This window comes from Nocardia crassostreae, assembly GCF_001613405.1.
Lineage (GTDB): Bacteria > Actinomycetota > Actinomycetes > Mycobacteriales > Mycobacteriaceae > Nocardia > Nocardia crassostreae.
This window is the reverse complement of sequence record NZ_BDCH01000005.1, coordinates 15,460-40,275: the sequence shown is the minus strand read 5'-3', so window position 1 is coordinate 40,275 and position 24,816 is coordinate 15,460. Positions and strand designations below refer to the sequence as shown.

The window sequence follows — 24,816 nt, the reverse complement described above, 5'->3', positions numbered from 1 at the left end:
GCGAGGTGTACGAAGGTCCCGTTCAGGATCTCATCGACGAGCTGGGCAAACTGCCGGGTGTCGGCCCGAAGAGCGCGCAGCGCATTGCCTTTCATCTGCTGGGCGTCGAGCCGCCGGAGATCGACCGCCTGCAGGCGGCGCTACAGAAGGTGCGCGACGGCGTGCGCTTCTGCGCGGTCTGTGGCACCGTCTCCGATGGTGAACTCTGCCGCATCTGCGCCGATCCGCGCCGCGACCGCACCATGATCTGCGTGGTCGAGGAGCCCAAGGATGTGCAGGCCATCGAGCGCACCCTGGAATTCCGCGGCCGCTATCACGTGCTCGGCGGTGCGCTCGACCCGCTGTCGGGCATCGGCCCGGATCAGCTCCGCATACGCGAACTGCTGACCCGCATCGGCAATCAGGACGACGGGGTGGACGTCACCGAGGTCATCATCGCCACCGACCCGAATACCGAGGGCGAGGCCACGGCGACCTACCTGGTGCGCATGCTGCGCGATTTCCCGGGCCTGTCGGTCACGCGACTGGCCTCCGGCCTGCCCATGGGCGGCGATCTCGAATTCGCCGACGAGCTGACGCTGGGCCGGGCCCTTTCCGGCCGCCGGGCGCTCTAGGTCCAGTACGGCGGCGCGGGCATGGCCGCCGGTTGCGGGCAGGGGATGTGCTGGCTGTTGCGGGGGATATCGGCCCCCGCACCGGTGGCGTGCAGGGCGACGGCCACGGCGAATGTGGCCGCCGCCCCGGCGAGAATGGCCAGGCTCTTACGCAACTTCGGGGTACTGAGCTTCGGGCGGAGCTTCATCGGTTCTCTCCTCGTTCGCGATGAGTTACGAGAACAAGCCGTGTTGCGCCGTGCGGAATAAGCGAAAGGCTAGCGTTCCTGCGCCCGCGCAGGCTTTATCCCGAGGGTGCTCGAGCCCGAATCGAAATGCGGCTGTTATTTCTCCGCCGCGCGCATTCAGAAGGTGAGCCGCTCCCAGTCGAGCGTGTCGAAGCGCGACCGATCCCCGCTGGTCCATTCCCAGATGAGATCCGCGACCAATTCCGCATCCCGCACGGCAATGGTGAAATGCCGGTCCGCCGAGCCGTCCCGGTATTCCAGGTCGTAATGCCCGTCGTCGTGCCGATAGGTCTGGATGTAGACCTCGTCGCCGCGATCCGCGATCAGATACGGTCCGGGCGCGCCCAGCTCCGGAATCCAGCGGCGCGCCAGTTCTTGTGTGAGATAAGGGAATTCACCCGCTCCGCCGTGGGACACCGCTATGGGGACGTGCCCGGCCGGATCGATGAGCCAGGTCAGCTGCGGGTCGTACACCGCGTATCCGAGCGGCGTCGCCAGCTCGAAGAGCAGGTTCCGCACGAATCCCACGGCGTCGATCGGGCTGGACACGAACAGGGCCGCACCGACCGCGCTCTCGGCGACCGGATCGGTGAGGAAGTTGTCCTCCTCGGGCAGTTCGCCATTGCGCTTGTCGAGTTCCGCGGCCAGCTCCGCCACCGCCGGTGTGGCCGGTTTCCCGTCCTGCATCGCCAGATACGTATCGACCGCCGCCGGGGTGGCGGCGGCGCCGGAGGGCAGCAGAACATGGTCGTAGCTCACCCGGTCAGGCTAGTGGCAGCCGGACCGCCCGCCCCGGCCAGGCCCTATCCGGCCAGGCTCTGCGGACCGGTGTCCAGCATGATCTCGGCTTCCAGGCATTCGCAGCCGCCCGCCACTTCGGAGCAGTCGGCCAGATAGACGTGCCGCACGCGATCGAGACTGTCACAGTGCCAGTCGGTGCATTCGGTGGCGCCGTCGGCGTGGGCGATCAACGTCCCGTGGCAGTGATCGAGGGCCGATTCACAGAGCGAGCAGGTGCTCATGAAGCTCCTCCAATCGTCACTAGGAGTCTTATCACCCGGGTGCGACATCTGTGGGAGGTCACCGCGTGTCGCCCGAACTGTCTGGAATCCGCCCGCGTGTCCGGGGTCTGGCGTGGTGAACTTAGGAATGGGCGTCAAAGTGTCCCTGGAACATCGCACGACCTACACCTTCGATCACCCGGTGCGGATACACCCCCATGTGGTGCGCCTGCGACCGGCGCCGCACACCCGGACGGGTATCGAGGCGTATTCCATGCGGGTGACGCCCGCCGCGCACTGGGTGAACTGGCAGCAGGACGCCTTCGGGAATTTCCTTGCGCGCCTAATCTTCAACGAACCGGCGACCCAGATGTCGGTCCTGGTGGGACTGATCGCGGATATGGACGTGATCAATCCGTTCGACTTCTTCGTCGAGGAGTACGCCGAGCATTTCCCGTTCGACTATCCCCCGCAGCTGACCGCCGATCTGGAGCCGTATCTGCGGCCGGTGGACGAGGGCGAATCCGGTTCCGGCCTCGGGAAATCCGTGCGCGACTGGGTGCGCGCGCATCCGCCGCGATCGGGCGCGCACGTCTTCGACTTCCTGGTCTCGATCAATAAGGCGCTGCACCGCGATGTCGGCTACACCATTCGCATGGAGCCCGGTGTGCAGACGCCCGGCCACACGCTGCGCGCCGCCCTGGGCTCCTGCCGGGATTCGGCCTGGCTGCTGGTCTCCATCCTGCGCGAGTACGGCCTGGCGGCCCGTTTCGTCTCCGGCTACCTCATCCAGCTGGCCCAGGATGTGTTCTCCCTGGACGGACCCTCCGGCCCGCCCGCCGATTTCACCGACCTGCACGCCTGGACCGAGGTCTACATTCCCGGCGCGGGCTGGATGGGCCTGGACCCCACCTCCGGCCTGTTCGCCGGGGAGGGCCACATTCCCCTCGCCGCCACCCCGCACCCCATGTCCTCGGCCCCCATCACCGGCGCCACCGATCCGGTGAAGGCGACCCTGGACTTCTCCAATACCGTCCGCCGCATCCACGAGGACCCGCGAGTCACCAAGCCCTACAGCGATATTCAATGGGATCGCATCGCCGCCGTCGGCGCGGACGTCGACGCCCGCACCGAGGCCGCCGATATCGGCCTCACCATCGGCGGTGAACCCACCTTCGTCTCCATCGACGACCAGACCTCCCCGGAATGGACCACCGACGCCGACGGCCCGCACAAGCGCGAACGCGCCGCCTACCTCGCCCAGCGCCTGCGCCGCATCTACGCCCCCCACGGCCTGGCCCAATACCGCCAGGGCAAGTGGTACCCCGGAGAAGCCCTCCCGCGCTGGGATATCGCCCTCCTCTGGCGCGCCGACGGCACCCCCCTCTGGCGCCACCCGCACCTGCTCATCGACCCCTGGCTCCCGCCGCCCGCGACGCTCGCGGAGTCCGGCCGTACCCGCTCTGGAGTTCGCGCACCGAATGGCGATGAGCCGCACCGGCAGGCCGCTCCGGACCGCGATGCGATGGGCGAACCGCCGGGTGACGCGGCGGGCGGGAGCGACATCAGGCCGGACACAGCGGGTTCGGAGAGCGTGTCGCGCACGGGCCCGGCCGATGACATCGACGCCGCTGTGCGCCACGAGGCCGGACGCGCGGTCGGCGACCCCCCGCTTGAGCCGTCGACCGCGTCGGGTGCTGCTGTCGCCTCAGGCGACAACACCGCGTCGGGTTATGACGCCGCGCTGGGTGCGGCCGCGGCGCGGATTGCGGGCGAAGGGGGGGTCGGTGCGCGGTGGTCGGATGATTCGCAGGTGGGAGACCCGCGTGCGGCGAGGGCGAATGGCGGACGAATCGACGTGCGCGCATCCGAGCCGAGAGGGCACGGTGGCGAGGCGCCGTGGCGCGGTGGTGTCGAACGAGCGGGCGGATCGGTATTGCCGTGGCGGGCCGGGGGCGATGCCGCGCGAGATGTGATTGCGTATATCGCGGCCGGGTTGGGGTTGCCGGGGACGCAGGTGCGGGCCGCGTATGAGGATCCGCTGTTGCGGATGGCGGCGAAAGCCAGTGCTCCGCAGGGGGAGCCGGTGGACGCGGGCGATGACATCGCGCCGGAGCGGGATTCGGCGCGGGCGCGGAAACAGGCGCTCGCGCGGCTGGATACCGCGGTGACCGAACCGGCCGCGTATGTGCTGCCGCTGCACCGGCGCTCGGATGAATCCGGGTGGGCGAGCGCGGATTGGCAATTGCGGCGTGGGCGAATCATGTTGGCCGAAGGGGATTCCCCCGCGGGGCTGCGATTGCCGCTCGGCGCCATCTCCTGGCAGTCGCCGCCCGCGCGCCCGGAGGCGGATCCGTTCGCGCCGCGGCTGCCGCTGCGGCCCGATGAGCCCGCCGCGGTGGTGGAGTCCGCCGATCGCGCGCCGACCACCGCGCTGGTGGCCGAGGTGCGCGACGGGAGGCTGTTCCTGTTCCTGCCGCCGGTGGAGGATCTGGACACCTTCTTCGATCTGATGCGGCGGGTGGAGGCCGCGGTGGTGGCGGTGGAGCAGCCGGTGGTGCTGGAAGGGTATGCGCCGCCGGTGGATTCGCGGTTGCGGAGTTTGTCGATCACGCCGGATCCCGGGGTGATCGAGGTGAATGTGCAGCCGACCGGATCCTTCGCGGATCAGGCGGGGCTGCTGGAGAACCTGTACGAGCAGGCGCGGCTGGCGCGGCTCGGTACCGAATCCTTCGATGTGGACGGGACGCACAGCGGGACCGGCGGCGGCAATCACATCACGCTGGGCGGGCGCACGCCCGCGCGGTCGCCGCTGCTGCGGCGGCCGGATCTGCTGGTGTCCATGCTGACCTATTGGCAGCGGCATCCGGCGCTGTCGTATCTGTTCTCCGGGCGGTTCATCGGCCCGACCTCGCAGGCGCCGCGGGTGGACGAGGGCCGCGACGACGCCCTCTACGAGTTGGAGATCGCCTTCGCGGAGATCGTCCGGCTCGGCGGCGCGGGCGGGGCCGCGCCCTGGGTGGTGGATCGGGCGCTGCGGCATCTGCTCACCGATATCACCGGAAACACGCACCGCGCCGAGTTCTGCATCGACAAGCTCTTCAGTCCGGATTCCGCGCGCGGCCGACTGGGGCTGGTGGAATTGCGCGGGTTCGAGATGCCGCCGCACCACCGCATGGCCATGGTGCAGTCGCTGCTGGTGCGGGCGCTGGTGCTGCGGTTCTGGGAGCGTCGCTACACCGCGCCGCTCATCCGGCACGGCGCGAATCTGCACGGCCGGTATCTGCTGCCGCACTTCCTGCTGGCCGATATCGCCGAGGTCGCAACCGATCTGCGCGCGCACGGTATCGAATTCGATATCAGCTGGCTCGATCCGTTCTCCGAGTTCCGTTTTCCCCGGGTGGGCACGGTGGTACTAGGGGATATGGAAGTCGAATTACGCGGGGCCATCGAGCCCTGGAACACCCTCGGCGAGCAGACCACGGCGTCGGGGACCGCGCGCTATGTGGATTCCTCGGTGGAGCGCCTGCAGGTGCGCGTGGTGGGCGCCGATCGCGGCCGGTACGCGCTGACCTGCAATGGTTTCCCGATTCCGCTGCTGTCCACCGGTAAGGCGGATGTGCAGGTGGCGGGTGTGCGCTATCGGGCCTGGCAGCCGCCGAACTCGTTGCATCCGTCGCTGACGGTGGACGCCCCCTTGGTTTTCGATGTCGTCGACCTGGAGTCAGGTCTGTCGCGGGGCGGCTGCACCTATCACGTCTCGCATCCCGGCGGCCGCTTCTACGCGGGGCCGCCGGTGAACGCGGTCGAGGCGCAATCCCGGCGCAACCGGCGTTTCGAACCTTTCGGACATACGCCGGGACCGGTCGACACCGCTGCCCTGCGTGCCAAAATGGCCATACAGGCCACCGATATCGGCGCACCCGGAATCCTCGACCTCCGCCGGGCACGAACCGTGTGGGGCGTGGCCGGCGACCGGTAGGCATACCCGGGGAAGTGGTAGCGGTGACACTGCTCGATGCGACGCCACCGGGGGACCCCGCGCCCGGAGAACCCGCCCGGTGGCCCGATCCGTCCGCCCGGCCCGGCGTGGCCGAGGATTTCGCCACCTATCGGGCCGCCGCGGCCGAAACCGGCGGCATGGACGCCTGCGGCCTGCCCACCGGCGGTTACTACGACGAACTCGTCGACGGCGAGGGCCGCCTGCGGCGCATGTGGACCGAACTCTCCGCCGATTTCCTGGAACAGGGCCGCGACGGCCTGCACCGCATCGACGGCCGGGTGCGGCGGCTCATCGAGGACGACGGCATCACCTACACCGAACTGCGGACGGATCCGGAGCGGACCGCCGCCCCGTCGCCGTGGCGGCTGGATCCGATCCCGCTGCTGGTCTCCGCCGAGGACTGGTCGGTTCTGGAAGCCGGTGTGGTGCAACGCTCCCGGCTGCTCGACGCCCTGCTCGGCGATCTCTACGGACCCCGGCGCACCCTCACCGCCGGTCTGGTGCCGCCCGCGGTGGTGTTCGCGCACAGCGGTTATGTGCGTGCCGCGCACGGTATTTCGCTGCCCGGACGGCAGCAGCTGTTCCTGCACGCCTGCGATATCAGCCGCTGGGGCGACGGCGGTTTCCGGGTGCTCGCTGATTGGGCGCAGGCGCCCTCGGGCATCGGCTACGCGGTGGCGGACCGGCGGGTGGTGTCGGCCGCGATACCCGAGGCCTTCGAACTGGCGAGTCCGCTGCCGCTCACGCCGTTCGTGCGCGCCATGCGGCTCATGCTGGTGGAGGCCGCACCCCGCGCCGCCGCCGAGGAACCGGTGGTGGTCGTGCTGAGCCCTGGCGTGCATTCCGAAACCGCCTTCGATCAAGCCTATTTGGCGTCGATCCTGGGATTCCCGCTGGTGGAGAGCGCCGATCTGGTGGTGCGCGACGGGCGGCTGTGGATGCGCTCGCTGGGCACGCTCAAACAGGTCGACGTGGTGCTGCGGCGCGTGGACGCGGAATTCTCCGATCCGCTCGATCTGCGCCCGGATTCCCAGCTGGGCGTGGTGGGTTTGGTGGAGGTGCTGCGCCGCGGTGCGGTCACCGTGGTCAATACGCTCGGCAGCGGGCTGCTCGAAAGCCCCGCGCTGGCCGCGTTCCTGCCGCGACTGTCACGCCTGCTGCTCGACGAAGACCTGAAATTACCCGGGGTGGAGGCGTATTGGGGCGGCGACGACACCGAGCGCACCCATCTCACCGCCAACCTGCACCGGCTCATCCTGCGCTCGACCATCGACAACACCACCGTGTTCGGCCCCATCCTCACCCGGGCGCAACTCACCGAATGGCGGGCCCGCATCGATGCCGAGGGCTGGAAATGGGTGGGGCAGGAACCCGCCCGCTTCTCCGTCGCCCCCGCCGTCGCCGGATCGGGCGGCCTGGCCGCGGCGCCGGTCGCCCTGCGCCTGTTCTCGCTGGCCGGACGCGTCGGCTATCGCGTCATGGCGGGCGGGCTCGGTCAATTGCATCAGCGCGGCGGACCCAACGGCATGATCGGCGAGGCCGCCGCCAAGGATGTCTGGGTGCGCGGCGCCCCGGCCCCGGTCCCGGCCGTCGAGGTGCCCGAGGAACGCGAACGCCGGGTGCCGTTGGTCCCGGCGCTGGCGCAGGTCAGCTCGCCGCGCGTGCTCAACGACCTGTTCTGGCTGGGCCGTTACGGTGAGCGCGCCGAGGCCACGGTGCGCCTGCTCGCCGCCATCCACGACCGCCATCAGGACTACCGCTACCGGCCGTGGATGGAGGGCGCGGAGGCCATGCCCATCCTGATGACGGCGCTGGGCCAGATGACCGGCACCGTGCCACCCGCGCCCAAACAGTCGGCCGCACAACAGGAACCGCCCAGCGAACGGCTCGGACAACAGCAGCGTCCCGGCGAGCAGCGGCAGCGCGCGGGGTCGACGCGGCAGCATCGGGTGCCCGAGGAGGTGCGGGCCGCGTGTCGGCGCGAATACTCCGACGAACCGACCATGCCGATCGCCATACCCGGCGCGTCCCGGCGCGACCACGACTATCTGGTTTCGCTGACCGTCGACCGGGAATTGCGGGGATCCCTGGCATTCGCGGTGGATCGATACGGGAAGGCGGCGCGGGCGGTGCGCGATCAACTCTCGCCCGACACCTGGATGGTGCTCAGTTCCACGGACCGGGCGCTCTCGGAATACCGGGCGGCACACGGAGATCGGGGCGCGGCGCTGTCCGCGGTGCACTCCCGGGCGCTGGCGGCGCTGCTCTCGCTCACGGGCATCGACGCCGAATCCACGGTGCGCGATACCGGCTGGCACGTCCAGGACATCGGCCGCCGCCTCGAACGCGGCCTGGCGCTGTCCGCGCTGCTGGGAGCCACGCTCAGCGACGACCATCCCCCCGATATGGCCCGGGTGGTGACCGACGCCGTCTTGCAGGCGACGGTCTGCTCGGTGAGTTACCGCCGCCGCCAAAGGGATTCGATGCGGATCGTGGCGCTCGCGAGCCTGCTGCTGTTCGATGCGAGCAATCCGCGCTCCCTGGCCTATCAGCTGGAACGCCTGGAAGCGGACTTCCTGGCCCTGCCCGCCGCCACCGGATCCTCCCGCCCGCAACGCCTGCTCACCGATGCCCAGCGCATGCTGCGCCGGGTCGATCCGGCCGATCTGGAGGTGACCGATGCGCGGGGCCGCCGCACCGAACTCGTCGACCTGCTCGACGGCGTGCATCTGCGGTTGCGCAAGGTCTCCGAATCCTTCGAGGCGACCAGGCTTTCGGTGCCGCGCGAGACCCAGCCGCTGTGGGGCTCGGCCCGGGTGGTGGGGTGACGATGCGGCGTTATCGAATCCTGCATCGCACCGTCTACGTGTATTCCGACGAGGTCACCAGCTCCTACGGACGCGCCTTTCTGACCCCGCGGCAGTCGCCGGGACAGCGGTTGCGGGAGCACGAGATTCGCGTCGATCCGGTGCCGTCGGACCGGTCGGTGGGGCTGGATGTGTACGGCAACACCACGCTGTATTTCCATGTCACCGCCGAACATCTCCGTTTGGAGGTGACGGGGGAGTCGGTGGTGGACGTCGAGCCGCCGGACCCGGTCCCCGCCACCCTGCCCTGGGAGAAGGCCCGCCCGACCGCCGCGAACGGTCCGCTCGCGGTCGAATTCACCCTCGATCTGACGCCGCCCGAGATCACGCCGGATATCGCCGCCTACGCCGCCGAATCCTTCGAACCCGGCCGTGCCCTGCTCGACGCGGTGACCGAGCTGACGGCCCGCATCCACGCCGACTTCACCTATGAATCCGGTTCCACCACCGTGAGCACCAGCGTCGCCGATGTCTTCGAGGCCCGCGAAGGGGTCTGCCAGGATTTCGCCAGGCTCGCCATCGCCTGTCTGCGGTCGGTGGGCCTGGCCGGTCGCTATGTGTCGGGATATCTCGCCACCAATCCGCCGCCCGGGAAGGAACGGGTGGTCGGCGCGGACGCCACCCATGCCTGGGCGGCGGTCTGGCTGCCGGGCGGATCCGGTGACGGGCAGTGGCTCGGATTCGATCCCACCAACGATCAATTCGCCGGAGACCGCTATGTCACCCTCGCCTGGGGCCGGGACTACGCGGATGTGCCGCCGCTGCGCGGCATCATCTACACCGACGCCAAGAAGAGCACCATTACCGTGTCGGTCGACGTCGCACCCGTCGAGGGGTAGCCGTGCGTGATTTCAGCTGTCCCCAATGCGGTCAACAACTGGCCTTCGAGAATTCGCTGTGCCTGGCCTGCGGCAGCCCGCTCGGTTTCAGCCTCGCCGAGCGCGCCATCGTGGTCGTCGATCATGGGTCCCGGCTCTGCGCCAACCAGCATGTGGCGGAATGCAATTGGCTGGTGCCCAGCAATGGCGGACCGATGCTGTGCCAGTCCTGCCGACTCACCCGCACCCGCCCGGCCGACTCCGACGTCGCGGGGCTGCCCGCCTTCGCCGAGGCCGAGTCGGCCAAGCGCCGTCTGGTACTGGAACTCGCCGAACTCGGCCTGCCCCTGATCGGCCGCGAACTCGATCCCGGGCACGGCCTGGCCTTCGATCTGCTGTCCAGCGCGGATCGGAAGGTCACCACCGGCCACGAGAACGGCGTCATCACCCTCGATCTCGCCGAGGGCGACGATCTGCACCGCGAACAGCTCCGCGTCGAGATGGACGAGCCCTACCGCACCCTGCTCGGTCACTTCCGCCACGAGATCGGCCACTACTACTTCCCGGTCCTGGTGTCCGCCGACGCCGATCTGAAGCACTTCCGCGACCTGTTCGGCGATCCGTTCGCCGACTACCGGCAAGCCCTGGAGCGGCACTACGCCGAAGGCGCTCCGCCGCAGTGGGAATCGGCGTACGTCTCCTCCTACGCCACCATGCATCCGGCCGAGGACTGGGCCGAAACCTTCGCCCACTACCTGCACATACGCGACACTCTCGACACCGCCGCCGCATTCGGCTTCGCACCCGCCGGTGCGACTCTCGATCGCCCGCAGTCCGGCCCGGCCGCCTTCGGCCGCATCGTCGACCTCTGGCTGCCCCTGGCCTGGGCGCTGAACATGGTGAATCGCTCCATGGGGCATCACGATCTCTACCCCTTCGTCCTCGCCGATCCGGTACTCGACAAGATGCGCTTCATCCACGACCGCTGCGCCGCGGCGGATCAGCATTGAGGCGGATCGGCACGGTTCAGCGCGCTTCCGGATCCTGGCCGGTGGCGGCGCGGCCGCCGTCCACGGGCAGGACCGCGCCGGTAATGAAGCTCGCCTGATCGGACAGCAGATAGGCGACGGCCGACGCGACTTCGCCGGGTTGCCCGACCCGCTCGATCGGGTGCAGCCGGGCCATATCCGCCGCGACCGCGGCCGCGCCCGCGGGCGGCCGCGCCGCCAGGAATTCCTCGTACCGTTCGGTTGAAATAGAGCCGAGCGCAACCGCATTCGCGCGGATTCCGTGCGCGCCGTAGTCCGCGGCCAGCGCCCGTGTGAAGCCCTCGGTGGCGGCCTTGGCCGTCGCGTACGGCAGTGCGCCGCGCACCGCCCGCTGCGCTTGATGCGAGGACACATTCACGATGGCGCCCGGAAGGCCGAGCTCCAGCCACCGGCGCACCGCGGTCGCGCAGCCGACCACCACCGGTTCGAAATTCCGGGCGATCAGATTCAGCACCTCCCGCGGCGGCGCGGAATCCAGTGCCGCGTCACGGAATACGGCGGCATTGTTCACCCAGCCAGCGAACCGACCGGCCTCCTGCGCGAGATCAGCGGCCCGGGCGGTCACCGTCTCGTCGGCGGCATCCCCGACGACCGTGCGCAACCGGGATCCGGCGCGATGACCGTGCGTCCAGTCCAGGATCCGCGCCTCGAATTCGATGATCACCACAGCCTGCCCGTCGTCGAGCAGCCGCTCCGCGATGGTCCGACCCACGCCGCGTCCACCGCCGGTCACCACATATGCGTGCGTCATGGTCCGATTCTGCGGGCCGGATCGTGCGGCCGGGCGGGCGTTTACGCGAACAGCAACCGGGCGACGGCGATCAGGCCGACCACCACGATGACGCCGTGCAGGATGGTCGGCGGCATCTTCCGGCCCACCCGGGCGCCGATCTGACCGCCCAGGATGGAGCCGACGGCGATCAACGCCGCGGCCTGCCAGGCGATATCGGCGATGATGATGAAGATCCCCGCGGACAGCGCGTTCACCAGCAGCGCGAGGAAGTTCTTCACGCCGTTCAGGCGCTGTAGTTCGTCGTGCACGAAGATGCCGAGCAGGCCGATCAGCAGAACGCCTTGGGCCGCACCGAAATAGCCGCCGTAGATGCCGGTGGCGAAGACCGCGGCGAACAGCAGCGGGCCGCCGTGCTCGGGCATGGCGCCGTCCTGGCGCCGCTTGACCCATGCCGAGACGCGCGGCTGCACCACCACCAGCACCAGCGCCATGATGATCAGCACCGGCACGATGGCCTTGAACGCGCCCGCGGGCAGGGTCAGCAGCAGCACCGCGCCGAGCGCGCCGCCCAGCAGGGACGCGGTGCCGAGCCGGATGAGCCGGGCGCACTGCCCGGCCAGTTCCCGCCGATAGCCGTACACGCCGCTCAGCCCGCCCGGCACCAGGCCGACCGTATTCGACACGTTCGCGGTCACCGGCGGATAGCCGAGCGCCAGCAGCACCGGGAAGGTGATCAGGGTCCCCGACCCCACGATGGTGTTGATGCAGCCGGCCGCGACGCCCGCGCCGAGCACGGCCAGCTGTTCGATCAAGGTCATTGCAGCAATCCTTCGACGTCCCGTCGGGCCGGGCCCGTACAAGCGTGGTTCCCCTGCGGGACGCTAGTGGTAGGACGAATTCGATTGCCGGGCGGGTGCGGTGGAATTCTTCCGATGCGGGCCGCCGTCGCGGCGAAGCCTTCCGGGGACGCGCCGAGCAGCCCATACGGCGCGGCACAGTGGTGTGGCACGTGCCTCCCCGGGTTCCAGGGGCGTATTGCCGCCCTGTAAACTCCGATCATCATGCAGCGGGCACTTCTTCTCCTCGGCCGCCGCGACGGGTTCTGATACGGACTGGCTCCCGTCGCGGGTGTTAGTCGTGCCGGTCTACCCCAACCCTGGGATCCAGCCACACTCTCGGAGATAAATCGCCATGTCACCCGCAGACGCCTTCGTATCCGGCCGCTCCATCACCGCGCCGTCCAAGCCGGCGCCGGTCGATCAGCCCGCCTGGAACAAGCAGAAGAACTCCTCCATGCCGGTGTTCCGGTACCGGCCCTTCGCCGAGGAGGTCGAGCCGATCACGCTGCCCGACCGCACCTGGCCGGACAAGATCATCGATCGGGCGCCGTCCTGGTGTGCCGTGGATCTGCGCGACGGTAACCAGGCGCTCATCGATCCCATGAGCCCGGCCCGCAAGCGCCGCATGTTCGATCTGCTGGTGCGAATGGGCTACAAGGAGATCGAGGTCGGCTTCCCGTCCGCCTCGCAGACCGATTTCGACTTCGTGCGCGAGATCATCGAGGACGGCGCGATTCCGGCGGATGTCACCATTCAGGTGCTGACGCAGTGCCGTTCGGAACTGATCGAGCGCACCTTCGAGGCGTGCAACGGCGCGCCGAACGTGATCGTGCACTTCTACAACTCCACCTCGATCCTGCAGCGGTGCGTGGTGTTCCGCGCTGATCGCGATGCGGTGAAGAAGATCGCCACCGATGCCGCGACGCTGTGCCTGGAGGTCGAGAAGCGCTACCCGGACACCAACTGGCGCTACGAGTACTCGCCGGAGTCCTACACCGGCACCGAACTGGATTACGCCCGCGAGGTGTGCGACGCGGTCTCCGAGATCATCGCGCCGACCCCGGACAAGCCGCTGATCATCAACCTGCCCGCGACCGTGGAGATGGCGACCCCCAATGTCTACGCCGACTCCATCGAGTGGATGAGCCGCAATCTGGCCCGCCGCGATTCCATCGTGCTGTCGCTGCATCCGCACAATGACCGCGGCACCGCCGTGGCCGCCGCCGAACTGGGCTACCAGGCCGGTGCGGACCGCATCGAGGGCTGCCTGTTCGGCAATGGTGAGCGCACGGGCAATGTCTGCCTGGTCACGCTGGGCATGAACATGTTCTCCCGCGGTATCGATCCGCAGATCGACTTCTCGAATATCGACGAGATCCGCCGCACGGTCGAGTACTGCAACCAGCTGGCCGTGGCCGAGCGCCACCCCTACGGCGGCGATCTGGTCTACACCGCCTTCTCCGGCAGCCACCAGGACGCCATCAACAAGGGCCTGGACGCCATGAAGGCCGCCGCCGACGCGGCGGGCGCCGATGTCGACGACATCACCTGGGAGGTCCCGTACCTGCCCATCAACCCGAAGGACGTGGGCCGCACCTACGAGGCCGTCATCCGGGTGAACTCGCAGTCCGGCAAGGGCGGCGTCGCCTACATCATGAAGACCGATCACGGCCTGGTGCTGCCGCGCCGCCTGCAGATCGAGTTCTCGCAGGCGATCCAGAAGATCACCGACGGCGAGGGCGGCGAGGTCACCCCGAAGGAGATGTGGGACGTCTTCGCCGACGAGTACCTGACCCCCATCCGCCCGCTGGAGCGCATCCGCCAGAAGGTCACCGCCTCCGAAACCGACGGCGGCGTCGACCATATCGACGCGGTGGTCAAGGTGGACGGCGCCGAACAGGAAATCTCCGGCGAAGGCAACGGCCCGCTGGCCGCCTTCGTGGACGCCCTGTCCACCATCGGCTACGACATCCGCATCCTGGACTACTCCGAGCACGCCATGTCGGCGGGCGACGACGCCCAGGCCGCGTCCTATGTCGAATGCCAGGTGGGCGACAAGGTGACCTGGGGCGTCGGCATCGCCACCTCCATCACCACCGCCTCCCTGCGCGCCGTGGTATCTGCTGTCAACCGGGCGGCTCGCACCCGCTGAGCTAACGACATACCCGGTCCTCCAAACGTGACAACTGATTTCGTGAGGGCCGGGTAACTCGTCGGGTACGTCCAAAATCGGTTCGGCACCTGACCGCAGCCACGCGTGTGGGGTCGGTCACGGCTCTTAGCCGGGCGCTAATGTCTCGGAGAGGCGGAACTGCTAGCGTTGGTGCGCATTAGCGCCGAGCTCTCTGTTCGAGCGGTCGAACAGATGGGGGACACGTGACCACGAAAGATCAGAATTCGACCTCGCAGCCCGAGTTGGGGTCGCCGGTGGATTCCGACGACCTCGAGGCGGCGGAACGCGCCTCCGGGAAGCCGGAGCAGGACGAATCCGCCGAGCAGGACAGCCGGGACGAGGCGGAGCAGCAGGGGTCCGGGTTCTTTCCGCCGGTTCCGGATTCGATCGACCAGACGACGGTCTTCTCGCCTGATGGGGCCGGGCCGGGGGTTTCCCGCCGCCCGGGCCGGGTGACGGGCCGAATCCGTTCGCGCCGGGACCGTACGGGCCGGGTAGCGGGCCGAATCCGTTTGCCGGAGGGCCGGAAGGCGCTTCGCCGTTCCCGGGCGGGCCGTACGGCGGTCCGTTCCAGGGTGGCCCGAATGGGGCCGAGGGGCCGTTCGCCGGGTCTTCCCGGATCAGCCGCAGGGTGAGCAGCCCGAGCCGGGGCAGTTCGGCGGGCCGTCGCAGGGGCAGTTCCCGCCCGGGCCCGATCAGCCGGGTGCGCCCATCTACAGCTGGTCGCCACCGCCGCCCGCGCCGCCGCAACCGCAACCGCCGGTCGAGCAGTCGCAGCCGGGCTTCGGTCAGCCGTCGGGCTTTCCGCAGCCGGGCTGGAATCAGCAGCCGCCGCAGGGTTTTCAGCAGCAGCCGCCGCAGGCGTTCGGGCAGCAGCATCCGCAGCCGGGGCATTCGGTCAATGATCTGAACCTGCTCAAGCGGGCCCGCAAGGCGCCGCGCAGCGGATGGCGCCGCGCCGTGCACAAGGCGTCCGGCGGCATGATCAATCCGGGCGAATCGTCGGCGGATGTGGTGTACCGGCAGCTGGTGGACCGGGTGAACCAGCCGGTGCGCGGCGACTACCGGATCGCCATCCTGTCGCTCAAGGGCGGCGTCGGAAAGACCACCACCACGGTCGGTCTCGGCTCCACCTTCTCCTCACTGCGCGGTGACCGCGTCATCGCCATCGACGCCAATCCGGACCTGGGCACGCTGGCCCACCGGGTGCCCCGGCAGACGCGCTCCACGGTGCGAAACCTGTTGGAGGACACCCACATCACCCGCTACTCCGATGTGCGCGCACACACTTCCCAGGCCCCGAGCCGTCTGGAAGTGCGTGCGTCCGAACAGGATCCGGCGGTGTCGGAGGCGTTCAGCGAGGCCGACTACCGCAAGGCCATCGGCATCCTGCAGCAGTTCTACAACATCATCCTGACCGACTGCGGTACCGGACTCATGCACTCGGCCATGTCCGGCGTCCTGGATATGGCCAGCTCCCTGGTGCTGGTCACCTCCCCGGCCATCGACGGCGCGCGCAGCGCCTCGGCCACCCTGGACTGGCTCGACCACCACGGCTACCACAAGCTGGTGGAGCGAACCGTGGTGGTGGTCAACGCTTCTCGTAAGGGTTCCTCCACGGTCGACCTGGATCAGCTGCGCAAGCTGTTCCTGGACCGCACCCGCGCCGTGCAGGTCGTCCCCTTCGACGACCACCTGGCCGAGGGCGCGGAGATCGATCTGGAACTGGTCTCCAAGCCCACCCGCCGGGCCCTTTTGGAACTGGCCGCCATGGTCGCCGACGACTTCGGCTACCACGCCGCCCAGCAGGGCTACCCGCCTCAGCGCTGAGCCCTAGGCGGTGGCCTTCTGCGCGGCGGCGCGGAAGGCCGCCAGCACCGTGGCCACGGCCGGGCGTTTCTCGGCGTGCGGGCGCGTGGCCAGATCGTAGAGCCGGGCGGCGCGCACCCCGGCCAGGCGCAGCAGCACCAAATCCGGATTGCGGCTGGCGTAGCGGGGCATGAGGGCGACGCCGTAGCCGGAGGCGACCAGGGCCTCGATGACGGTGAAGTCGTTGAGGCGCTGGGCGATCCGCGGTTGCACGCTGGTCACCGTGGCGATCGACCGCAGCACGTCGTCCACCGGGAACCCGCCCCGCACGCTCAGCCAGGTCTCGTCGGCCAGCTCGGCGGGCACCACGGCCCCATTGCGCGCGAGCCGATGATCCGGCGCGACCAGCACATCGATCGGCTCCCGCATGAGTACCCGCGAATGCACCCGCGGCCCACCGGGCGACGGCCCGCGTTCGTCGCGATGTGTCAGCACCACGTCGTAATCGGCCAGCAGTCGCGGCACTTCGATGGGCGGCACGTCCTCGTCCCGTGCCACCATGTCCACCCCGCTGTCCTTCAATTCCGCCAGCACGTGCGGCAACAGCAGCGCCGCCCCGGACGGGAACAGCGCCACCCGCACCTGCCCCCGCGGCGACCCGCGATACGACGCCATCTCGGCCGCGGCCCGCTCCATGGCCGCCAGCACCTCATCGGCCCGCATGACCAGCGCCCGCCCCGCATCGGTGAGCCGCACCCGCCGCCCGTCGGGCTCCAGCAGCGCCACCCCCGCCTCCCGCGCCAGCACCTTCAGTTGCTGCGACACCGCCGACGGCGTCATCGAAAGCGCCTGCGCCACAGCGGCGACCGTCCCCCGATCCGCCAATTCCCGCAACACCCGCAATCGCTCGACGGACATGAGCGGGCCGCCCGCCTGTGCGCCGATGCCGCCTGTCCCATCCGCCGCCCCGACCGCCTCGGCCATCGCGGGGATCTTGCGTGGCGTCGTCGGCGGTCGATGACTCGAAGGCCCCATGGTTTTGAGTGGCGCCCGGCCGGTGGAGGCGGGGTTGTCGCCGGAGGCGCTCGGACCGCTCGATTCGGCCCCCTGACCGGTTTGCCCGGTGGCAGGGTGGGGCGACGCCGCGATGCGTCGAGGTGGAGGGACGGCGCGGGGCGGGTTCGGGTCCGCGGGGTGGGGCGGGTCGGCCTGCGGCATAGGTAAGTTCTACTACATTATTGGTGCAGAATTATTCGATTGTTCTTACCTATCAGTGGTCGGAAGATTCTGGGTATGACCAATTGAGATCGCCTGCTCGGACTCGCCGTGGTGGTGTTGTGGGGGTTGAACTTCCTCGCCATCCGGGTGGGTCTGGACCACTTCCCGCCGTTCTTCTTCGCGGGGCTGCGATTCGCGGTCATTGCGGTGCCGGTGCTCTTCTTCATCCCGCGGCCGAATGTGCCGTGGCGGTGGTTGCTGTTGTACGGCACCGGATTCGGGATCCTGCAGTTCGCATTCCTGTTCACCGCCATGCGCGCTGGCATGCCGACCGGTCTGTCCTCGCTGGTGTTGCAGTCCTCGGCGCCGTTCACGGCGCTGCTGGGCGCGCTGTTCCTGAGGGAGCGCATGCGTGGAATCCAATTGCTGGGCATAGCGGTCGCCATGGCGGGCATGACGGTCATCGGCTGGGATCGGGCGCACCACGCCGCCCTGCTGCCCCTGTTGCTGACCCTCGCGGCCGGATTGGTCTGGGCCTTCGGCAATATCGGGTCGCGGCTGGCGGTCGCGGGCGCCGAAGGCGTGAACCCGCTGCACCTCACACTGTGGATGGCCGTGGTGCCGCCCATTCCGATGTTCGCGCTCTCCGCGCTGACCGAGGGCCCCACCACCGGCTGGCGTGATCTGGCCGCGTCCTTCTCGCCGAGCGGCTGGCCCGCCTTCGCGGCGCTCGCCTACATCGTGCTGCTCGGGACTATTGCGGGCTCGGGTCTGTGGACCTATCTGATGAGCCGCTATCCGGCGGGCACGGTCGCCCCGCTCTCGCTGCTGGTCCCGGTGGTGGGCATCGGCGCCTCCTGGGCCTTCCTGAACGAGACCCCCTCGGCCCTGTCGCTGCTGGGCGCGCTCATCGTGATCGCGGGTGCGTTCACGGCCACCTCGGCGGGCAGCCGGATAGCTATCCCGGAGCGGTTCAGAATTCTCGGTCCGAAAAAGATCACCCCTCCGGACCCGGTGCCGGTTCCCGCTGCTTAGGATTCCTCCCAGCGTGGGAGGTAGCAGGGATGGCAGGACAGCGGAGGTCCGTCACGCGGCGGACGGTGCTGCGTGGCGCGGTGGCGGCGGGGGCTGTGGCGGGGGCGGCGACGACGGGCGCACTGCGCCCCACCTCGGCCGTCGCCGCACCGGGCCGTCGGGTGGCCGTACTGGGCGGCGGTGTGGCGGGCCTGACCGCCGCGCACGAACTGGCCGAGCGCGGTTTGGCGGTGACCGTGTACGAGCGCCGGGCGCTGGGCGGTCAGGCGCGCAGCATTCGGGTGCCCGGCAGCGCCCGCGACGGCCGCCCGGAGCTGTGGGGCGAGCACGGCTTCCGCTTCTTCCCCGGCTTCTACCGCCACCTCCCGGACACCATGCGGCGAATTCCCTTCGCGGGCAACGTCAATGGCGTGTGGGACAACCTGGTCGCCGCCCCGGAGGCCCGCTTCTCCCGCCGCGACGCCGACGATGTCATCCTGCCGCTGGGCAAGGCCTTCACAACCTGGGCCACCCCGGACCAATTCCGCGAGACCGTCGGCTCGGCCATCTCCACCTCGGCCAAGATGCCGACCGCCGACGCCCTGTTCTTCGCCAATCGCCTGCTGGTCTTCAACTCCAGCTGCGATGCCCGCCGCGGCGGTCAGTGGGACGACATCTCCTGGAAGGAGTACGTCGGCGCGGGACAGCGGTCCAAGGAATTCCGCATGCTGCTCTCGCGCACGCTGACCACCCTGCTGGTGGCCGCCAAGGATGATCTGGCCAGCACCCGCACCATCGGCAATATGGGCGAACAGTTCCTGGGCAATCCGCTCGAGATCGCCAATGACGGCCCGCTGGACCGGCTGCTGAACGGCGCCACCACCGAATCCTGGATCGATCCGTGGACGGCCCTGCTGCGCGAGCTGGGCGTCGAATTCGTGCGGGCGGACGTGCGCGGCCTGGAACTGGACGGCGGGCGTATTTCGGCAGCCCGCACCGCCGACGGCACGTTGATCGAGGCCGACCATTTCGTGGCCGCCATGCCGGTCGAGGTCGCCCGCACCCTGTGGACACCCGAAATCCTGGCGCTGCGACCGGAATTGGCGGGCATGAGCCAACTGGTCGTGGACTGGATGACCGGCATCCAGTTCTTCCTGAAGAACCCGACCAATATCGTCCGCGGCCATGCCGCCTATGTGGATTCCCCGTGGTCGCTGACCTCCATTGCGCAGAACCAGTTCTGGAACCGCACCCCCATGTCGGACCTGGGCGACGGCACGGTGCGGGACCGCCTGTCGGTCGACATCTCCGACTGGAACACGCCCGGCATCCTGTACGGCAAACCCGCCAAGGAATGCACCCACGACGAAATCGCCCGCGAGGTCTGGGCGCAGCTGCAAGCGCACCTCAACGATCGCGAGGATCTGCTGCGCGATGACGATCTGCACTCCTGGTTCCTGGACACCGGCATTACCTGGGATGCCGCCAACCGCCGCAATGTGAATGCCGATCCGCTGCTGATCAATACCGCTGGGTCCTGGGCGCTGCGGCCGGAGTCCCATCGGCCCGCCATCGAAAACCTCTTCCTGGCAGGCGATTACGTGCGCACCGGGGTGGATCTGGCGACCATGGAGGGCGCCTCGGAATCGGCGCGGACCGCGGTCAACAGACTGCTCGACGTGGCCGGTTCGGATGCCCCGCGCTGCAAGGTGTTCTCGCTCTACCGCGCGGCCGAGCTCGAACCCTTCCGCCAGCTCGATGCCGCCCGCTATGCCGCCGGGCAGCCCAACTTCTTCGACACCCCGATCTAGCGCGCCGCGCGGCCCGGTCGGGTTTCTCACAAATCACTGGTGAACCAGCGCGGTTCGCCGTTGAATCGAATCATGAGCGAGATCACCGACCCTGCCGAACTGCGTGAACTCCTGGGTACGCCCGCCGACCGTACCGTCAAGAAGGAACGCCCCCTCCTGCATCCCCGCGACCGGGAGTGGATCGCGGCCTCCCCGTTCCTGGTGCTGGCCACCAGTGACGCTGAAGGCAATTGCGATGCCTCCCCGAAGGGCGATCCCGCCGGTTTCGTCCGGGTGCTCGATGACAAGACCATCGCCATTCCTGAGCGTCCGGGCAATCGCCGCGCGGACGGCTATCTCAACATCCTGAGCAATCCGCATGTGGGCGTGATCTTCCTGATTCCGGGCCGCGGTGAAACCCTGCGCATCAACGGCCGGGCCCGCCTGATCCGGGACGCACCGTACTTCGACGACATGGTGGTGCGCGGGCATCGCCCGATTCTGGCCATCGAGGTCGATATCGACACCATCTTCCACCACTGCGCCAAGGCGTTCCTGCGCAGCAAGCTGTGGCAGCCCGAGGAGTGGGCCGAGGTCACCCTGCCCGGTCCGGCGCAGCTGGCGAAGGAAGTGCAGCCGCAGATCACCGAGACGCTGGAGGAATTGGAGGCGCACTACGGCGTCGCCTACGAGAAGCTGCTCTACAACACCTGATCGCACGTCACACTCGCCATCCCCATAAACTCGCGTCGTGGCAGACATCTCGATGCGCGGACGAGTGGCGTTGCGGGCGGCGACGGCGGCCTCGTGGGCCTCGCAGGCGGCCGGGCGCGGTAAAGGCTCCATGATCGGCGGCCTGATCGCGCTCAAGATCGATCCGACGATCATGACCCAGCTGGGCCGTGGCCGCCGCACGGTGCTGGTCACCGGCACCAATGGCAAATCGACCACCACCCGCATGACCACCGCGGCGCTACAGACCCTGGGCGCGGTCGCCACCCAGGCCGACGGCGCGAATATGGATGCCGGAATCGTGGCCGCGCTGACCGCGAATCGCACCGCGCCGCTGGCCGCCATCGAGGTCGACGAACTGCACCTCCCGCACGTCGCCGACGCGCTGAACCCGTCCGCCGTGGTGCTGCTCAATCTGTCCCGCGATCAGCTGGACCGGGTCGGCGAGATCAATATGATCGAACGCCGCCTGCGCGCCGGTATGGCCAAGCATCCGGATGCCGTCCTCATCGCCAACTGCGACGACGTCCTGGTCACCTCCATCGCCTACGACCACCCGAATGTGGTGTGGGTGTCGGCGGGCAGCGGCTGGGCGGTGGACGCCACCAGCTGCCCGCGCAGCGGCGAGCCCATCGTGTGGGAGGGCGAGCACTGGTACAGCACCGGTGCGGACTTCAAGCGCCCCGAACCGCAGTGGCGCGTCGACGAGCACACCCTGTACGGGCCCGACGGCTTGGAAATCCCGCTCGCCCTTGCCCTTCCGGGGCGCGCCAATCGCGGCAACGCCGCCCAGGCGGTCGCGGCGGCGGTGGCCATAGGCGCGGATCCGGCGCAGGCCACCGCGGCGGCGGCCACCGTGCGCGAGATCGCGGGCCGCTACCGCACCGTCGAGATCAACGGCCACACCGCCCGCCTGCTGCTGGCCAAGAATCCGGCGGGCTGGCAGGAGGCGCTGTCCATGATCGATCCCGCCGCAACGGGTCTGGTCATCGCGGTCAACGGCCAGGTGCCCGACGGTGAGGACCTGTCCTGGCTCTGGGACGTCCGCTTCGAGCATTTCGAGGGCACCCAGGTGGTCGCCGCCGGTGAGCGCGCCACCGACCTCGCCGTGCGCCTCACCTATGCCGGGGTCGACCACACCACCGTCGCGGATCCCTTGCGCGCCATCGCCTCCTGCCCGCCGGGCCGGGTGGAGGTGCTCGCCAACTACACCGCGTTCCGCGATCTGAACCGCGACCTGGAAGAGAAGGCGGCCGCCGGCGCATGAATGGTCAAGCACGGAGGCGGCAGCGGAGCGTAACCACGGAGTGCTCCAGTCATGCGCGAAAGGGCACAGCATGAGCGAATCAACGCTTCGAATCGGCCTCGTCCTGCCCGATGTCATGGGCACCTACGGCGACGGCGGCAATGCCGTCGTACTGCGCCAGCGCGCCCGCATGCGCGGCTACGACGCCGAGATCGTCGACATCTCCCTGAGCGACCCGGTTCCCGACTCGCTCGACATCTACACCCTCGGCGGCGCGGAGGATTCCGCGCAGCGCCTGGCCACCCGCCACCTGCAGCGCTATCCGGGCCTGCAACAGGCCGCCGGGCGCGGCGCTCCGGCGCTCGCCATCTGCGCCGCCATCCAGGTGCTCGGCCACTGGTACGAGACCTCCTCGGGCGAGCGCGTGGACGGCTTCGGCCTCATCGACGTCACCACCTCGCCACAGGACAAGCGCGCCATCGGCGAGGTGGCCACCACGCCCCTGATCCCCGGCCTCTCCCAGCCCCTCACCGGCTTCGAAAACCACCGGGGCGGAACCAAACTCGGCGGCGAGGCCACCGGCCTGGCCCGGGTCACCCGCGGCGTCGGCAATGGCGTGGGCGACAACCTCGAGGGCGTGGTGCAGGGCTCGGTCATCGGCACCTACATGCACGGCCCGGCGCTGGCCCGCAATCCCGAGCTCGCCGACCTGCTGCTCGCCCGCGCCCTCGGCGTGGATTCGCTGCCGCCACTGGATCTTCCGGAGGTCGAGCAGCTGCGCCGGGAGCGGTTGCGCGCCTAGCCGATCCGGCTACCCATAGCCGATGGGCATGGGCGGGAAGCGAATCTTTTCGAACGTGTTGAGCAGCCGCCGTCCGGCCGGTAGTGTCGCGCGCGGCCATACGTGACGAGGGAGGTGGCCGGTTGCGCAGGCGCGCCGTGTTGAAGGCTGCCGGGGTGGCGGCTCTGCTGGCGGGAGTCGGGACGGGTGCCGCCGTGCGCGGCGCGGGCCCCGCGTCGGCCAGTCCGGTCTGGAACGCGCTGTTCCAGGACTGGGTGCCGGAAATCTTTGAGCCCCTGCCGAATCCGCCGGAACACTCGGAAGCCATCGTCATCGGCTCCGGCTTCGGTGCGGCCGTCACGGCCTTGCGCTTGGCCGAGGCCGGGGTGCAGAATACGGTGCTGGAGCGCGGCTCGCGCTGGCCCAATGATCCGTGGCGGGAGATCTTCACCGGCGACGATCTGCCCGACGGCCGCGGCTTCTGGCATCGCACCAGCTTCACCGGCGTCACCAAGGTGCCCATGTCCTTCGCCTCGTTCGGCGGTGTGCTCGACGTCACCGAGTATCCCGGCATCGATGTGTGGCGGGCCGCGGCCGTCGGCGGCGGCTCGGTCATCTTCACCGGAGCCATGGTGGCTCCGCCGAAGCACCTGTTCGACAGCGTCTTCGGCGGCGTCGTGAACTACGACGAACTGGAGCGGGTCTACTACCCGCGGGTGCGGCAGATGCTGCGGCTGAGCCCCATGCCCGCGGATGTGTACAACTCCGCGCCCTTCGCGCACTCCCGGATCTGGGATCAGCAGGTGCGGGCCGCGGGTTATGAACCGCAGGCCAATGATTCGATCTTCAACTGGGATGTCATCCGGGCCGAGCTGGCGGGCGGCTCGCGCGCGTCGGCGACCGCCTCGCGCAGCAATCTCGGCAATTCCAATGGCGCCAAGTTCGATCTGAACCAGAACTATCTGCGCTACGCGGAGGCCACCGGCAGGTCCGCGATCTACCCGGGGCATCGGGTGGATTCCATCGGCCAGGACGCCAATGGCAAGTATGTCGTCACGGTGACGAAGCTGGCCCCCACCGGCCAGGTGCAGGCCACCCGCACCCTGACCTGTAATCGCCTGTTCCTGGGCGCGGGCTCGGTCGGCACCTCCGAACTGCTGGTGCGCGCACAGGCCACCGGCGCGCTGCCGCGCCTCAACGAGCACATCGGCGACGGCTGGGGCACCAATGGCGATGTGGTGCTGGCGCGCAGCTTCAGCACCCCGACCGGGACCGGCGGCGGCGTGCCCAGCGCCAGCCGCATCTTCGACTCCTCGGGCGCCCCGCTGACGCTCGAAAACTGGTACGTCCCGGGCATTCCCGTGGAGACCGGCGCCATTGCCTCGCTGGGCATGGTGCTGGATTCGACCCGCGCCCGCTTCGGCTACAACCGCGGCAGCGATTTGGTCGGCCTGTCCTGGTCGCGCGCCACGCAGGATCAGGTGCTGGCCGCCTGCCGCACCGTGGACGACCGCATTGCCGCCAAGGGCGGCTCCTCGGTCGACTACAGCCTGATCGGCTACGACGCCAATGCCCTCTTCACCGCCCACCCCCTCGGCGGCGCGGTGCTGGGCCGGGCCACCGATGCCAACGGCCGCGTCCACGGGCATCCGGGTCTCTACGTCATGGACGGCGCGGCCCTGCCCGGCAGCACGGCCACGGTGAACCCATCGCTGACGATTACCGCTGTGGCTGAACGGAATATCGAAGCCATTATCGGTGCGGGCCGGTAGTCCCACCCCCTGGTGTCGGGGGTTCGGGGGCGAAGCCCCCGAGAGCTTCGAGAGTTGTACCGCTGTGGACTTCTGCTGAGCGGAAAACCGCCCTAGCGGGAAAATTGCCACGCGGACTTTTCGCGATTCA

17 protein-coding genes and 3 pseudogenes are annotated in these 24,816 nt (G+C 69.1%); 14 read left to right on the top strand and 6 right to left on the bottom strand.

What is annotated here, in order from left to right; translation table 11 throughout:
* Window positions 1–5: 5 nt before the first annotated feature.
* Window positions 6–614 (top strand): recombination mediator RecR, encoded by a 609-nt coding sequence (recR, locus tag NC4_RS02640; protein ID WP_067531799.1) that lies wholly within the window; start codon window positions 6–8, stop codon window positions 612–614.
* On the opposite strand, the gene NC4_RS02635 is transcribed toward recR, so the two are convergent.
* The 3 genes from NC4_RS02635 to NC4_RS02625 form a co-directional block, all read right to left on the bottom strand.
* The gene (locus tag NC4_RS02635; protein ID WP_067531797.1) at window positions 611–802 is read right to left on the bottom strand and encodes a hypothetical protein; all 192 of its coding nucleotides are present in this window, start codon (window positions 800–802) and stop codon (window positions 611–613) included. The genes recR and NC4_RS02635 overlap by 4 nt on opposite strands.
* 156 nt (window positions 803–958) lie before the next feature.
* Complete coding sequence (locus NC4_RS02630; protein WP_067531795.1) at window positions 959–1,600, bottom strand: hypothetical protein; 642 nt, start codon at window positions 1,598–1,600, stop codon at window positions 959–961.
* A 44-nt stretch (window positions 1,601–1,644) separates the two neighbouring features.
* The gene (locus tag NC4_RS02625) at window positions 1,645–1,863 is read right to left on the bottom strand and encodes a hypothetical protein (protein ID WP_067531794.1); all 219 of its coding nucleotides are present in this window, start codon (window positions 1,861–1,863) and stop codon (window positions 1,645–1,647) included.
* 127 nt (window positions 1,864–1,990) lie between these two features.
* Between NC4_RS02625 and NC4_RS44360 the strand changes: the two are divergent.
* The 5 genes and pseudogenes from NC4_RS44360 to NC4_RS02605 form a co-directional block, all read left to right on the top strand.
* Window positions 1,991–3,262: pseudogene (locus NC4_RS44360) on the top strand (transglutaminase family protein); the annotation flags it as partial.
* 165 nt (window positions 3,263–3,427) lie between these two features.
* A pseudogene (locus NC4_RS44355) lies at window positions 3,428–5,824 on the top strand (transglutaminase family protein); the annotation flags it as partial.
* A 158-nt stretch (window positions 5,825–5,982) separates the two neighbouring features.
* Window positions 5,983–8,673, top strand: a complete 2,691-nt coding sequence (locus NC4_RS02615; RefSeq protein ID WP_067531907.1) for a circularly permuted type 2 ATP-grasp protein — start codon at window positions 5,983–5,985, stop codon at window positions 8,671–8,673.
* A gap of 2 nt (window positions 8,674–8,675) precedes the next feature.
* Entirely contained in the window at window positions 8,676–9,551 is an 876-nt protein-coding gene (locus NC4_RS02610; protein ID WP_067531905.1) for a transglutaminase family protein, read from the top strand.
* Window positions 9,552–9,553: 2 nt separating this feature from the next.
* Window positions 9,554–10,540: a zinc-binding metallopeptidase family protein gene (locus NC4_RS02605; protein ID WP_067531790.1), complete on the top strand. Its 987-nt coding sequence runs from the start codon at window positions 9,554–9,556 to the stop codon at window positions 10,538–10,540.
* Between the two features lie 16 nt (window positions 10,541–10,556).
* Here the strand turns inward: NC4_RS02605 and NC4_RS02600 are convergent, their stop codons facing one another.
* Together NC4_RS02600 and NC4_RS02595 are read right to left on the bottom strand one after the other, a co-directional pair.
* A complete protein-coding gene (locus NC4_RS02600; protein WP_067531788.1) occupies window positions 10,557–11,330 on the bottom strand; it encodes an SDR family NAD(P)-dependent oxidoreductase in 774 nt (257 codons plus the stop codon).
* Between the two features lie 41 nt (window positions 11,331–11,371).
* Window positions 11,372–12,130: a sulfite exporter TauE/SafE family protein gene (locus NC4_RS02595; protein ID WP_067531787.1), complete on the bottom strand. Its 759-nt coding sequence runs from the start codon at window positions 12,128–12,130 to the stop codon at window positions 11,372–11,374.
* A 373-nt stretch (window positions 12,131–12,503) separates the two neighbouring features.
* On the opposite strand from NC4_RS02595, the gene leuA reads away from it, so the two are divergent.
* Together leuA and NC4_RS39890 are read left to right on the top strand one after the other, a co-directional pair.
* Window positions 12,504–14,303: a 2-isopropylmalate synthase gene (leuA, locus tag NC4_RS02590; protein WP_067531786.1), complete on the top strand. Its 1,800-nt coding sequence runs from the start codon at window positions 12,504–12,506 to the stop codon at window positions 14,301–14,303.
* A gap of 275 nt (window positions 14,304–14,578) precedes the next feature.
* Window positions 14,579–16,154 (top strand): annotated as a pseudogene (locus NC4_RS39890) (MinD/ParA family ATP-binding protein).
* A 3-nt stretch (window positions 16,155–16,157) separates the two neighbouring features.
* Here the strand turns inward: NC4_RS39890 and NC4_RS02575 are convergent.
* Window positions 16,158–17,051: a LysR family transcriptional regulator gene (locus tag NC4_RS02575; RefSeq protein WP_067531903.1), complete on the bottom strand. Its 894-nt coding sequence runs from the start codon at window positions 17,049–17,051 to the stop codon at window positions 16,158–16,160.
* A gap of 393 nt (window positions 17,052–17,444) precedes the next feature.
* Here NC4_RS02575 and NC4_RS02570 point away from each other — a divergent pair, with 393 nt between their 5' ends.
* From NC4_RS02570 to NC4_RS02545, 6 genes are all read left to right on the top strand, one after another.
* Entirely contained in the window at window positions 17,445–18,386 is a 942-nt protein-coding gene (locus tag NC4_RS02570; RefSeq protein ID WP_245721457.1) for an EamA family transporter, read from the top strand.
* Window positions 18,387–18,415: 29 nt separating this feature from the next.
* Window positions 18,416–20,176 (top strand): hydroxysqualene dehydroxylase, encoded by a 1,761-nt coding sequence (locus NC4_RS02565; RefSeq protein WP_067531780.1) that lies wholly within the window; start codon window positions 18,416–18,418, stop codon window positions 20,174–20,176.
* A gap of 72 nt (window positions 20,177–20,248) precedes the next feature.
* The gene (locus NC4_RS02560; protein ID WP_067531778.1) at window positions 20,249–20,869 is read left to right on the top strand and encodes a pyridoxamine 5'-phosphate oxidase family protein; all 621 of its coding nucleotides are present in this window, start codon (window positions 20,249–20,251) and stop codon (window positions 20,867–20,869) included.
* 52 nt (window positions 20,870–20,921) lie between these two features.
* Window positions 20,922–22,154, top strand: a complete 1,233-nt coding sequence (locus NC4_RS02555; RefSeq protein WP_067531901.1) for a Mur ligase family protein — start codon at window positions 20,922–20,924, stop codon at window positions 22,152–22,154.
* Window positions 22,155–22,224: 70 nt separating this feature from the next.
* On the top strand, window positions 22,225–22,935 hold the full coding sequence (locus NC4_RS02550) for a type 1 glutamine amidotransferase (RefSeq protein WP_067531776.1): 711 nt from the start codon (window positions 22,225–22,227) through the stop codon (window positions 22,933–22,935).
* 122 nt (window positions 22,936–23,057) lie between these two features.
* Entirely contained in the window at window positions 23,058–24,686 is a 1,629-nt protein-coding gene (locus NC4_RS02545) for a GMC oxidoreductase (protein WP_067531899.1), read from the top strand.
* Window positions 24,687–24,816: the final 130 nt, after the last annotated feature.